This is a genomic window from Paracoccus sphaerophysae, from assembly GCF_000763805.1.
Lineage (GTDB): Bacteria > Pseudomonadota > Alphaproteobacteria > Rhodobacterales > Rhodobacteraceae > Paracoccus > Paracoccus sphaerophysae.
This window is the reverse complement of the sequence record NZ_JRKS01000081.1, coordinates 1-11,444: the sequence shown is the minus strand read 5'-3', so window position 1 is coordinate 11,444 and position 11,444 is coordinate 1. Positions and strand designations below refer to the sequence as shown.

General features: G+C 67.0%; 12 protein-coding genes and 2 pseudogenes. 4 read left to right on the top strand and 10 right to left on the bottom strand.

Going from position 1 to position 11,444, the window contains the following annotated elements; genetic code table 11:
• From IC63_RS15185 to IC63_RS15165, 5 genes and pseudogenes are all read right to left on the bottom strand, one after another.
• Positions 1 to 261, bottom strand: a pseudogene (locus IC63_RS15185) (hypothetical protein); the annotation flags it as partial.
• A gap of 90 nt (positions 262 to 351) precedes the next feature.
• Positions 352 to 1,929: a GMC family oxidoreductase gene (locus IC63_RS15180; protein WP_036721930.1), complete on the bottom strand. Its 1,578-nt coding sequence runs from the start codon at positions 1,927 to 1,929 to the stop codon at positions 352 to 354.
• Between the two features lie 12 nt (positions 1,930 to 1,941).
• Entirely contained in the window at positions 1,942 to 2,439 is a 498-nt protein-coding gene (locus tag IC63_RS15175) for a twin-arginine translocation pathway signal (RefSeq protein WP_036721938.1), read from the bottom strand.
• A 139-nt stretch (positions 2,440 to 2,578) separates the two neighbouring features.
• Positions 2,579 to 2,974 carry a VOC family protein gene (locus IC63_RS15170; RefSeq protein WP_036721929.1) on the bottom strand — a complete coding sequence of 132 codons (396 nt, stop codon included), beginning with the start codon at positions 2,972 to 2,974 and terminating at the stop codon, positions 2,579 to 2,581.
• A 69-nt stretch (positions 2,975 to 3,043) separates the two neighbouring features.
• Positions 3,044 to 3,355, bottom strand: a complete 312-nt coding sequence (locus tag IC63_RS15165) for a ribbon-helix-helix domain-containing protein (RefSeq protein WP_036721928.1) — start codon at positions 3,353 to 3,355, stop codon at positions 3,044 to 3,046.
• Between the two features lie 146 nt (positions 3,356 to 3,501).
• Between IC63_RS15165 and IC63_RS15160 the strand changes: the two genes are divergently transcribed.
• The 3 genes from IC63_RS15160 (at position 3,502) to IC63_RS15155 (ending at position 6,807) form a co-directional block, all read left to right on the top strand.
• Positions 3,502 to 4,077 (top strand): hypothetical protein, encoded by a 576-nt coding sequence (locus tag IC63_RS15160; protein WP_036721926.1) that lies wholly within the window; start codon positions 3,502 to 3,504, stop codon positions 4,075 to 4,077.
• A 127-nt stretch (positions 4,078 to 4,204) separates the two neighbouring features.
• Positions 4,205 to 4,333 carry a hypothetical protein gene (locus IC63_RS19130; protein WP_269634784.1) on the top strand — a complete coding sequence of 43 codons (129 nt, stop codon included), beginning with the start codon at positions 4,205 to 4,207 and terminating at the stop codon, positions 4,331 to 4,333.
• A gap of 89 nt (positions 4,334 to 4,422) precedes the next feature.
• Positions 4,423 to 6,807, top strand: coding sequence for a transketolase-like TK C-terminal-containing protein (locus IC63_RS15155; protein WP_036721924.1), 2,385 nt, complete (start codon positions 4,423 to 4,425; stop codon positions 6,805 to 6,807).
• An 84-nt stretch (positions 6,808 to 6,891) separates the two neighbouring features.
• Here IC63_RS15155 and IC63_RS17740 read toward each other — a convergent pair whose 3' ends face one another.
• Complete coding sequence (locus IC63_RS17740) at positions 6,892 to 7,407, bottom strand: recombinase family protein (protein ID WP_232222638.1); 516 nt, start codon at positions 7,405 to 7,407, stop codon at positions 6,892 to 6,894.
• A 275-nt stretch (positions 7,408 to 7,682) separates the two neighbouring features.
• On the opposite strand from IC63_RS17740, the gene IC63_RS17735 reads away from it, so the two are divergent.
• Positions 7,683 to 7,955, top strand: coding sequence for a recombinase family protein (locus IC63_RS17735; RefSeq protein WP_084115963.1), 273 nt, complete (start codon positions 7,683 to 7,685; stop codon positions 7,953 to 7,955).
• A 3-nt stretch (positions 7,956 to 7,958) separates the two neighbouring features.
• On the opposite strand, the gene IC63_RS17730 is transcribed toward IC63_RS17735, so the two are convergent.
• The 4 genes and pseudogenes from IC63_RS17730 to mobV all read right to left on the bottom strand — a co-directional run bounded on the left by IC63_RS17730 (position 7,959) and on the right by mobV (position 11,165).
• A protein-coding gene (locus IC63_RS17730; protein ID WP_232222637.1) for an IS5 family transposase occupies positions 7,959 to 8,728 on the bottom strand; the annotation gives its coding sequence in 2 pieces (ribosomal slippage) (positions 7,959 to 8,392 and positions 8,392 to 8,728; 771 coding nt in all).
• Positions 8,729 to 9,203: 475 nt separating this feature from the next.
• A pseudogene (locus IC63_RS15135) lies at positions 9,204 to 9,440 on the bottom strand (type II toxin-antitoxin system PemK/MazF family toxin); the annotation flags it as partial.
• An 86-nt stretch (positions 9,441 to 9,526) separates the two neighbouring features.
• The gene (locus IC63_RS15130; RefSeq protein WP_036721916.1) at positions 9,527 to 9,745 is read right to left on the bottom strand and encodes an antitoxin MazE family protein; all 219 of its coding nucleotides are present in this window, start codon (positions 9,743 to 9,745) and stop codon (positions 9,527 to 9,529) included.
• Positions 9,746 to 9,884: 139 nt separating this feature from the next.
• Positions 9,885 to 11,165, bottom strand: a complete 1,281-nt coding sequence (mobV, locus tag IC63_RS17090; RefSeq protein WP_052042297.1) for a MobV family relaxase — start codon at positions 11,163 to 11,165, stop codon at positions 9,885 to 9,887.
• Positions 11,166 to 11,444: the final 279 nt, after the last annotated feature.

Sequence of the window (11,444 nt, the reverse complement as noted above, 5' to 3'; positions counted from 1 at the left end):
CATAGCCCCAGGCGACCGCGTCGTGGCGGGCGGGGGCCCCGCGGTCACCGCCGCGGTGGCGCCATCGGCCGGGGCGGCGGTGCCTTCGGGCGCGGTGGCCGCGGCGATCGGGGCGGGCGGCGCGCTGGGGGTCGCGCCGTCGCCCTGCGCGGTCGAGTCGGCGGGCGCGGCAGCGGGCGCGGCAGGCGTCTGGGCGACGGCCGCCAGCGGCAGCGCGGCGCCGATCGCCAGGGCCGCCGCGGTGCAGAGAAGCAGGGTCATGTTGTCCTCGCATTGTGGGGCGCGGTCCGGGGGCGGACCGTACCGGGGTGGGCAGGGACTGGCGCCGCGCATTACGCGGCGCCGGCGGTCTTAAAGGTTGCCCTTCGCCATCTCGGCGGCGATGTGATCGGCCTGCCGGATCGCCAGGGCGACAATGGTCAGGGTCGGGTTCTCGGCCGCGCCGGTGGTGAACTGGCTGCCGTCCGACACGAACAGGTTGGCGATGTCGTGGCTTTGGCCGTGCCGGTTCACCACCCCGTCGCGGGCGTGTTCCGACATCCGGTTCGTGCCCAGATTGTGGGTGGATGGATAGGGCGGCGTCGGCATGGTCCGCGTCGCGCCGACCGCCTGATAGATGGCGATGCCCTTGGCATAGGCATGTTCGCGCATTGCCACGTCGTTCGGATGGTCGGTATAGTGCACGTCCGCCACCGGCAGGCCGTGGTCGTCCTTGACCTCGGCGTTGATCGTCACGCGGTTCGTTTCCTGCGGCATGTCCTCGCCGACGACCCACATCCCGGCCATGTTCTCGTACGAATCCAGCGCCGAGGTGAACGGCCGGCCCCAGCCGCCCGGGTCCATGAACGCGGCCATGAACGGCAGTCCGAGGCTGAGCGTTTCCAGTTCATACCCGCCGACGAAGCCGCGCGAGGGGTCGTGCCGCGCCTCGTCCTGGATGATCCCGGCCATCGTCGTGCCGCGCCACATCCGCACCGGCTTTTCGAAGATGCCATAGACCGACCCGGTCGTGTGGCGCATGTAGTTGCGCCCGACCTGACCCGAGCTGTTGGCCAGCCCGTCGGGGAACATCGGTGACGCGCTGTTCAGCAGCAGCCGCGGGCTTTCGATCGAGTTGCCGGCGACGCAGACGATCCGCGCCTTCTGTCGCTGTTCGGCCCCGTCCTTGTCCTTGTAGACGACGCCGGTGACCTTGCCCTTGTCGTCATGCTCGACCCGCATGACGTGGCACCGGTCGCGCACCTCGAGGTTGCCGGTCGCCTCGCCGCGCGGGATGTCGGTATAGGCCGAGGACCATTTGGCCCCCCACTTGCACCCCTGGAAGCAGAAGCCGGTCTGCTGGCAGGCCTGGCGGCCGTCGTATTCGACGCTGTTGACCGCCATCCGGCCGGTGTGGACTTCCTTGCAGCCGGTGGCCAGCGCGCCCTTTTCGAACACCTTGTAGTTGTTGGACCCCGGCAGGCCGGGCCGGTCGCCGGTGCGCGTCACGCCCAGCTTGGCCTCGGCCTTGTCGTACCATGGCGCCATTTCTTCGGCGTCGACGGGCCAGTCGAGCAGATTCGCACCCGGCACCGCGCCATAGGTCGTGCGCCCCTTCCATTCGTGCGGCTGAAAGCGCAGCGAGGCGCCCGCCCAGTGGATCGACGTCCCGCCGACCGCCTTGACGATCCAGGCCGGCAGGTTCCTGAAGTCGCGGGCGACGCGCCAGTCGCCACTGGTGGTGCGGGTGTCTGTCCAGGCGAGCTGCCCGAAGCTGTCCCATTCGTCGTTGATGTAGTCCTCGGGCAGATAGCGCCCGCCGGCCTCGAGCGCGACGACCTTGACGCCCTTCTGGGCCAGCTCGTTCGCCACCACGCCGCCGCCGGCGCCGGTCCCGACGACCACCACCACGCTGTCGTCCGCCAGGTCGAACCTTGCAGGATTTGCCATGATCCATACCCCTTACAGCCAGTCGATGTCGTCAAAGCCGCGGTCGATGTAGCCGCCCTTCGAGAAGCTTTCGCCCTCGTAGCCGAACAGCGGCCAGATCTCTTTCTGGTTGTAGAGCCCCGTGACCAGCCCCGAGCGCACGGTCTGGAAGAATTCGCCTTGGGCGATGTCCTGCAGGATCGCGGTGCGGTCGGCTTCCCACCGTGCGCCGGCGTAGCTGTCAAACCCCCGGCCTTGCGCGGCGGCATCAAGCGCGGCGATCCCCGCCTCGACCATCTCGGCCTTGGCGGGGTCATCGTAGCCCTTGACCGCGACAGCGTAGAAGCGGTCGGCCAGCCGGTCGTGCGGATAGATGTCGCGCGCCATCTGGATCAGTGTGGCCATGGTCTCGGGCTTGAGCGTCGTGACCTCGACCGCCCAGGCGGCGTCCCGCGCGGTCACGAAGCCCGCGCCGACGATCAGCGTCATGCCGAAGGCGGCGCCGCGCGCCAGCAGGGCGCGGCGCGTCAGCCCGCGCGGCGCGGGCTCTGCGCCCGCCGCGGCGCCCGCATCCGGCCGGGCGCGTGTCTCGGTGGTCTCCACTGGCTTCCCCCTCCCCCTTGGGTTGCTTGGAACTGGCCCGGCCGCGCCTCCCCGCGCGGCAGGGCGCTCAGGCGAAGCGGCCCCCCCGTTCGATCACCTCGATCTGGTAGCCGTCGGGGTCCGCGACGAAGAAGAACCGCGCGAAGGGCTCGCCGTCCTTGAGGAACGACTTGATGTCGCGCGGCGCGTGGCCCAACTCGGCCAGCCGCCGGTGCGCGGCGGGCAGGTCGTCCACGACGAAGGCCACGTGGCCGTAGCCGTCGCCCAGGTCATAGGGCTCGGTCCGGTCGGCGTTCACCGTCAGCTCGATCTCGAACCCGGTTTCGGCGTTCGACAGGTAGATGAGCGAGAACCCGTCGAAGCGATGCGTCTCGACCCGGTCCAGCCCGAAGCCGTTGCGGTAGAAGGCGATCGCCCGCGCCTCGTCGAGGACCCGGATCATCATGTGCACGGCCTTGGCCATCTGTCCCCCTTGCGGTTGTGCAGGGGGCCAGTGTGCGGCCTTCGCAGCGGCGGGGGTAGTAGGGGGTTACTACGCCGACTTTCCGTCGAGTTCCGGCGCCCGCGCGAGCAGCGCGGCCTCGGCCCCCATCTCGGCGCGGGTCAGGCAGGCGCAGCGCAGCAGCGAGGTGAAGTTGGTCGCCTCGCCCTGCGACAGCAGCACCTCGTCATGCAGGCGCGAGATGAAGGCGGGGGTGGTCAGCCCTTCCTCGGCCGCGATCTGGTCGAGGATCTTCCAGAACGCGCGCTCGAGCCGGATCGAGGTGGACTGCCCGTTCAGCCGCAGCCGCCGGGTCAGCGGCTGGTAGCGGCTCATGTCCTGATGGGCGAACATTCTGCACATGCGGGGTTCCTTGCGCCTTGCCCCGACGATGCGGCGCGGGGGGCCGGTCTGTCAAGGAAGGCGGGGCAGGGGGGTGGGGTAACCCGCTCTCCCAGACCGCACGACGCCATGCCCTCGCCGATCTCCAGACCATCGCGGCCGACGTCATGCAGGGGTTCGACAGTCGCTTCGAACGCGGCTTCAGCGAGGAAAACCGCCTTGAGGCCGGTGCCACCCCTGCACAGGTCAAGAACAAGACCGTTGCCCAGCTTCACCAGACCCAGGCCGCCGACCTTGAAAAGGCCCGATCCACGCTCGCGGCCCTCAATGAGAAGATCGAGAAGAACACCCGGCTGATCGAGAAGGCCGAAGCCAGGATCGAAGCCGGAAAAGGTGATCTCGCCAAGCTGAACGCCAACATCGAGACCTACACACGCCGTCTTCAGGCCGCCCGGTTCGAAGCCAAGCAGGAAGAAGCCCGTCTTGCCGCCAACGTGGCGCACAACAAGAAGCGCCAGGACGAAGCTGCCGCAAAGACCCGCGCCGCAGAAGCCGAAGCTGCCGCCGCGCAAGACCGCGAAAAAGCCGCCAGAGTCCGTGAACAAGAAGCCCTGGACCGCCAGAAAGCCGCCTTCGAACAATTTGCCCTGGAAGAAGCCCACCTCGAAAAAGAACGGATCGCCGCAGACGAAGCCCGCCTCCTAGCTTTGAGTGAAAATCATCGTAAGTATGAGGACGGATGATTCCTGGGAGGAGCGGTCCCATGCCCGCAGTCGAGCGAATGACCATCACCATGCCCGCCGAACTAGCCGAGACGCTGCGCCAGACCGTGGCGGTGGGAGAGTCTGCCTCGACGCCTCGATCATCATCGTGGAACAGAACATCCGCTATTCGCTGCCGATTGCCGACCGGGCGATCGTGATGAAGACCGGCGGCGTCGTCTATGAGGGCGACCCCGAGCCGCTTACCGACCACCAGACCCTGATCGGGTTCTTCTGACCCCTGCAGGCCGACCCAAGCCAAGGGGAGCGCGGCGCAACCTCTTGTCCCCGAGCAAGCGCTATCCTGTGCCAAAGCGGAGGCAGATCATGACCAACCCCCATCTGAAGACCGTCGAGCAGCGCCTGTTGTGGCTGTCCCACTGGATGATCCACAATGCCAACCATATCCGGCCCAAGGCGGACGGGATCAAGGTGGGCGGACACCAGGCGTCATCCGCCTCGATGGTGTCGATCCTGACGGCGCTGTATTTCACCGCGCTGCGGCCGCAGGACCGGGTGGCGGTCAAGCCCCACGCCTCGCCCATCTTCCACGCGATGCAATATCTGATGGGCAACCTCGACCGCGAGCGGATGGAGAATTTCCGGGGCTATGGCGGGGTGCAGTCCTATCCGTCGCGGACCAAGGACGTGGACGACGTGGATTTCTCGACCGGCTCGGTGGGGCTGGGGGTGGCGGTCACAGCCTTCGCCTCGGTGATCCAGGATTACGTCGCCGCCAAGCCTTGGGCGGGCAACCAGCCCATGGGCCGGATGATCGCGCTGATGGGCGATGCGGAACTGGACGAGGGCAATATCTACGAATGCCTGCAGGAAGGCTGGAAGCACGAGTTGCGCAACTGCTGGTGGGTGATCGACTATAACCGCCAGTCCTTGGACGGCGTCGTGCGCGAAGGGCTGTGGAGCCGGATCGAGGCGATCTTCGGCGCCTTCGGCTGGGACGTGGTGCGGGTGAAATACGGCGCCTTGCAGCGTGCGGCCTTTGCCGAGCCGGGGGGCGAGGCGCTGCGCCAATGGATCGACGCCTGCCCGAACCAGCTTTATTCGGCGCTGACCTATCAGGGCGGGGCGGTCTGGCGGGCGCGGCTGATGGACGACCTGGGCGACCAGGGCGATGTCTCGGCCCTGATCGGGCGGCGGGACGACGCCGAGCTTGCCGCGCTGATGGAGAACCTGGGCGGCAACTGCGTGGACACGATGGCCGAGGTCTTTGCGTCCATCGACCACGACCGGCCGACCTGCTTTCTCGCCTATACGGTCAAGGGCTGGGGTACGCCCATCGCGGGGCACAAGGACAACCACGGCGGGCTGATGACCAAGGCGCAGATGGCCGGGTGGCAGGTGCAGATGGGCGTGGCGCAGGGGCAGGAATGGGACCGCTTCGCCACCGTCCGGAACGTGGAGGGATTCAAGGCATACCTCGCCTCGGTGCCGTTCTTCGCCAAGGGGACGCGGCGGCTTCACGACGGTGCCATCCCCGTGCCGGGGATCGAGCTTGCGGTGGACCGCGAAATCTCGACCCAGACAGCCTTCGGCAAGATCCTCGACCAGTTGGCGCGCGGCGACAGCACCTTGGCCGAGCGGCTGGTGACGACCTCGCCCGACGTGACCGGGACGACCGGACTGGGGCCGTGGGTCAATCGGCGCAAGCTGTTCGCCCGTAACCCGCTTGCGGACACCTTCCGGGCCGAGAACATCCCCTCGACCGCGAAATGGGACTTCACTCCGGAAGGCCAGCACATCGAACTGGGTATCGCCGAGATGAACCTGTTCCTGCTGCTGGCCGCCGCGGGGCTCTCGCATTCGCTGTTCGGGCGGCGGCTGATCCCAGTGGGCACGCTCTACGACCCCTTTGTCTGCCGGGGACTGGATGCGCTGAACTACGCCTGTTACCAGGACGCCCGCTTCATCGTCGCGGGCACGCCCTCTGGCGTGACGCTGGCGCCGGAAGGGGGTGCCCACCAGTCGGTCGGCACGCCGCTGATCGGGATGAGCCAAGACGGCCTTGCTGCTTTCGAACCCGCGTTTGCCGACGAACTGGCGGTCATCATGGAATGGGCCTTCGACTACCTTCAACGCGACGGCGGGGGTGAAGGCGGCGGCGACCCGGACGAGCGCACATGGCTGCGGGACCAGACCGGCGGCTCGGTCTATCTGCGGCTGTCCACCAACCCCATCGAGCAGCCCGGCCGCCGCCATGACCAGGCCTTCCGGCAGGGCGCCATTGACGGCGCCTACTGGCTGCGCCCGCCGGGGCCGAACTGCGACGTGGTGATCGCCTATCAGGGCGTGGTCGTGCCCGAGGCGATCCGGGCCGCGGGCATGATCAGCGAAGGACGGCGCGACGTGGGGGTGCTGGCCGTGACCTCGGCCGACCGGCTGAACGCGGGCTGGACCGCCGCGCAGCGGGCCCGGGCGCGCGGCAATGCCGCCGCGCGGTCCCATGTCGAGACGCTGCTGCAGTCCCTGCCCCGCGACTGCACGCTGGTGACAGTGATTGACGGCCATCCGGCAACGCTGTCATGGCTCGGCGCGGTGGCCGGGCACTGCACGATCCCGCTGGGGGTCGAGCATTTCGGCCAGACCGGCAGCATCGGCGATCTTTACCGCCATTTCGGCATCGACGCCGATACCATCGCCCGGCGGGTCGGCGGCCTGACCGCCGGGAGGCCCATCCCCGGACGCGCAGCCTGAGCGGCGGCATCTGGCCCGCGCGTCTCGCCTGCGCGCTGGACCGAAAAGGTGGCCTCCACCTTTCGTGATGATCGAGCGCACCCGTCAGCGCTTCGGGCTCCAGCCGGACCGGCTCGCTGCCGATGCGGCCTGCGGATCGGGCCGCCTTGTGGGCTGGCTCATGAACCGGGGCATCGAGCCGCACGTGCCGGTGCTCGACCGCGAGGCGCAGACCAAGGGCCTGCTGACCCGCGCGGAGTTCAGCTTCGATCGTGTTCGGGACATGTATGTCTGCCTGGCCGGCCACGACCTGAAGACCTCGGGCCAGATCGTCGGGGGACCTCGGCGCGCTGCTCGGGCGAGAGGGCAGGGGGGCCGACCACCCAACCGGCCGCGGCGGCGTGCTGCGGCAAGCCCCTCGCGGGTGCGCGCGGCGATCCGCTCACATTCGAACTGGGCGATCGCGGCGAACACGTGGAACACCAGCCGTCCGGCGGGGGTGGTGGTGGTGTCCTCGGCGATGCTGCGGAAGCCCGCCCCGTGGGCCTGGATGGGCGCGACGATCCCGAGGAGGTCCAGGAGCGATCGGCTGAGGCGGTCGTACTTGGTGACGACGACCACGTCGCCGGGGCGCAGCTGGTCGATCAACCGCTCGAGCTCGGGCCGGGAGATGCGGGTGCCCAATGCCGCACTCGACCGCAATGCGGGCCAGTGGAATGTCCTGCTCCAGATGGGGCTGCAGGAGCCGGAAACCGCGCGGGGCCTTCAAAGAAGCAAATCCGGGATCTGACATGACCGGAACCTGTGACGAGGAACAGACAGGAGTACCTGCCCCTTCCGGCAATCGCTCAAGAGCCCCCTGTCAAATCTTGAGAGGTTGTTGAAGGTTTTTGGCTATGGTTCTGGGCTATGCGCGCGTCTCGACCGAGGATCAGCACCTCGATGCCCAGCTGGCCGCTCTCGAAGCCGCCCGAACGGTTATGCAGTATGTATTATCTGTTGTTATGCGCGGCCTCGGCGCTCGTACCACTTCCGGCAGAACCCGACAAATGCGGCGTCCGGGTGCTTGGGCGTTTCGCTCATCCACATCCGCCATTCGCGCTCCAGATAATAAACATCCCAGGACGGTGCAGCCTGACGGGCCGCATCGTAGGCTCCAGACTCATTGATCGTCAAAGCCAGAACAGGACGGTTGCGGCGAGGGCGACGGCGGAGAGGAAGGTCTTGGCGCATCTGTCGTAGCGGGTGGCGATGCGGCGCCAGTCCTTCAGCCTGCCGAACATGATCTCGATCCGGTTCCGGCGCTTGTAGCGGCGTTTGTCGTAGCGGATAGCCTTGCCGCGCGACTTCCGGCCCGGGATGCAGGGGCGTATCCCCTTGTCTTTCAACGCGTCCCGGAACCAGTCGGCATCGTAACCTCGGTCCGCGATCAGCCATTCGGCGGCGGGCAGGCTGCGCAGCAGCGCCGCTGCGCCGGTGTAGTCGCTGACCTGGCCTGCGGTCATGAAGAACCTCAAGGGGCGGCCCCTGGCATCGGTCACGGCGTGCAGCTTGGTGTTCAGCCCGCCCTTCGTCCGCCCAATCAGCCGCCCGCGCTTGTCGTCGGGCCCCCCTTTTTCGCCCGCAGGCTCGAAGCCGTGCGGTGCGCCTTGAGATAGGTCGCGTCGATCATCACGACCTTCTCTTCGCCGCCTTCGGAGGCCAGCCCCTCCATGATCCGGGCGAAGACCCCCATGTCGCCCCATCGCTTCCAGCGGTTGTAAAGGGTCTTGTGCGGCCCATACTCGCGAGGCGCGTCGCACCACCGCAAGCCATTGCGGTTGATGAAGATTATCCCGCTCAGCACGCGCCGGTCATCGACCCGCGGCTTGCCATGGCTCTTGGGAAAGAACGGCCGCAGCCGCTCCATCTGCGCATCGGTCAGCCAGAACAAGTTGCTCATCATCACCCCCGTCAGTTCGGGAGCTTGAATCACGAAGGCACTGATGCCTCAAGCAGATCAATGGGTCCTGACCCTAGGTGTCGCATCAAGAATGTCGCACACGAAAAGGTCAGGCTCCGGATGCCTCTGGGGCAGGAGGGCAGTCCGCTTCTTAGGTCTCGCCATTCTTCAATACTCTACCCACCAACAGTCTCGAGTAATTCTTCGATACTCTACCCACCGCGCAGGCTACCAGTTCTTCGATACTCTGCCCACCTTTTTCGATACTCTGCCCACCTTTTTTCGATACTCTACACACCGATTTTCGATACTCTACCCACCGAGGCAAGATTTTATGTTGATTTTATGAAGTGACATCAGGCACTTATAGGAACGGCGATTCGCGTAACACTCACTAACTCATATTTAACACTCATGGCCCTGTGGATAAGTCGTTTGAGCACGACGTCATGGGGTAAGGGCGCTGCTGACTGACCTACCCTACGACGCCAAGGAACAGGGCCAGCGAGCGGTTGATGCTGACCATGCTGGCGTCATCGAGCCTGCCGAAGGCATTGCCGAGACGGTCGCGGCGCACCGTCATCGGCTTGTCGATCATGACCTGAGAGGTCTGGCGCAGGTTGTTGTCCGGGGAGGGTTCGATCGTCAGGCGCAAGAAGGGTGCATCCACCAACATCGAGGTGACAAGCAAAACAGTCATCGAGGCCATGTCAGGAAACTGGTCGGACTAGATCACAAGGGCAGGGCGCGGTTTCCCGTAATCACCGGGCAGCGCCACTGTCACCAGATCGCCCCGTCTCACGCGAGATCACCAAGGTCCTCGAGGGCAGCGTCCAGGAAACTGCCGAGGTCATCATCCTGGCGATCGGCTGCTGCAACGAGGCTGGCCTGCCGAGCGCACTCGGCGGCGAAACCCGGGCGGCGCGTGTCCGGTACCCAGATCTGGACCGGACGCAGACCGGAGGCACGAAGGGCCGCACGGTGGCGGCCGACGCGTTCGGACAGCGGGATAGGCATATGACGCTCCTAAGGTGGGTGCGTTACATGTAACGCTATGAGACACGGAAATAAAGAGCCTGGAAAGCAGGCTGCAGACGGAAGCACAGGTGATTTTCCATGCCGCGTCGGGCCAGAGCTCCACGTCCATTGCCAGCCCTTACCCGTCTCCCCAGTCCTCGCCCTTGTCCCTCTGCCTTGCGGAGTGCTCCTGCTGCACGGTCGCTTCAGTTTGCTGAGAAGGAACCTGTGCTGTCGTGGCCTCGGTCTGTCGCAAGGTCCGGGTGACTTCTTTGCGGGGGACGGCGAGGGGGACCTGGCGGAGGGATCGGGTGCCTGCGTCGACCTGAGCATCATACGCCGCGATGGCCTTGGCGATGTCCTCCTGCATGCGGGGGAGAACCTTGGTCTCGTCGATCCCGGCGCGCTGCATCACCGCCTTCGTGTAGGTGAGGGCGGTGTCGCGGCCGATCTGCATGTGCCGCAGGTCGCGCTGAAGCCGGTGGGCTTCGTCGGTCCTGCTTTCCAGGGCCCGCGACAGTCCGCGGTTCTGCCTCTCCAGCCGATCCAGCTGATGCTTCATCGACGGTGTGCCGATGGTCTGCCGCTCGAGGGAGAGGATATTCACCTCATGCGCCCTCTGCTCCCGGCGCATGGCCGACCAGGCACCCACGAGAGCGCCTGTGGCGGCCTCTGAGGCCCTCCGGCGCCATTCGGCGTCGGTTTTTTCCTTCCCCCGGCCCAGAAAGTTGCCTGTGCGGCGCTCAGGGAGCTCCACGGCATGCTCCGGGTCATTGAGATGGGCATAGGCGCTCTTCACCCGCTCATGGGTCGCTTTCGAGCCCTGCACGCCGCGCTCGAGCCCGTGCGGCCTGCCGACCTGTTCCGCGAAGTCGGTCTGCATCGCCGAGAGCTTGCCGCGGTCGCCGACGAGGGCGCGGGCGTTGAGCCTGCCCCGGTCATCGAGGGGGATGGTCATCACCGTCATGTGCGGGGTGGCCTCGTCGCGGTGGATCACGGCCGACAGGACGTTCTCCTTGCCGTGTCGCTCCTCGAGCCAGTCCAGCGCGCGGCGGAAGTAGGCGTCCTGGTCCTCACGGCTCATGGCGTTCAGCGCCCTCGGGCTGCCGCCGATGAAGTACTCGAGCCCGTGGACGGCATTGCTCCGGATCTTCTCGGGTGCGCGGGCATGCCAGGCGTCCAGGACCCCGCGGCTGTCTTCGGCCCCCACGAGGACGGTGTTGTCGCGGATTCGGGCCGGATCGGCGTTCGGGGTTTCCCGTTCGCGGAAGGTGTGCTGGAGGCTGGCACCCATGTTGCCCAGATTCTTGATCTTGGCGCAGCGCAGGATCGCGAAGCGCCGCCCGCCGCCGCCTTCGTACTGTGCCCGCCCGCCGTTCGAGCGGCCCAGCCGGAACTCATCCTCGTCGTGATAGGCCATGGCACCCTCGCAGCCAGCTCGGAGACAGGGTAGAGAGGACCAAAGCAGGAAGGAAGCAAGGACGCAAACGGCCCGAGGCCGGGGCGGCGGAGTTGGTTCATGCTGAATGAGGGGTTGCGCCAGAAACCGGTCAGAAGGACCGCACTCTGCGGCGGGGCTGCGGCGGGGGTGCGGGGGGGGGGGGGGGGGGGGGGGGGGGGGGGGGGGGGGGGGGGGGGGGGGGGGGCGGGGTGCCCCCCCCCGGGGGGGGGGGGGGGCGGCGCGGCCCCCCGCGCCGCG

What these genes read in the sequence shown, in the direction of transcription:
- IC63_RS15180 (WP_036721930.1), bottom strand. Translation starts at nt 1,929, where the DNA reads ATGGCAAATCCTGCAAGGTTCGACCTGGCGGACGACAGCGTGGTGGTG.
- IC63_RS15170 (WP_036721929.1), bottom strand. Translation starts at nt 2,974, where the DNA reads ATGGCCAAGGCCGTGCACATGATGATCCGGGTCCTCGACGAGGCGCGG.
- IC63_RS15165 (WP_036721928.1), bottom strand. Translation starts at nt 3,355, where the DNA reads ATGTGCAGAATGTTCGCCCATCAGGACATGAGCCGCTACCAGCCGCTG.
- IC63_RS15160 (WP_036721926.1), top strand. Translation starts at nt 3,502, where the DNA reads ATGCAGGGGTTCGACAGTCGCTTCGAACGCGGCTTCAGCGAGGAAAAC.
- IC63_RS15155 (WP_036721924.1), top strand. Translation starts at nt 4,423, where the DNA reads ATGACCAACCCCCATCTGAAGACCGTCGAGCAGCGCCTGTTGTGGCTG.
- IC63_RS17735 (WP_084115963.1), top strand. Translation starts at nt 7,683, where the DNA reads ATGGTTCTGGGCTATGCGCGCGTCTCGACCGAGGATCAGCACCTCGAT.
- IC63_RS15130 (WP_036721916.1), bottom strand. Translation starts at nt 9,745, where the DNA reads ATGCCTATCCCGCTGTCCGAACGCGTCGGCCGCCACCGTGCGGCCCTT.
- mobV (WP_052042297.1), bottom strand. Translation starts at nt 11,165, where the DNA reads ATGGCCTATCACGACGAGGATGAGTTCCGGCTGGGCCGCTCGAACGGC.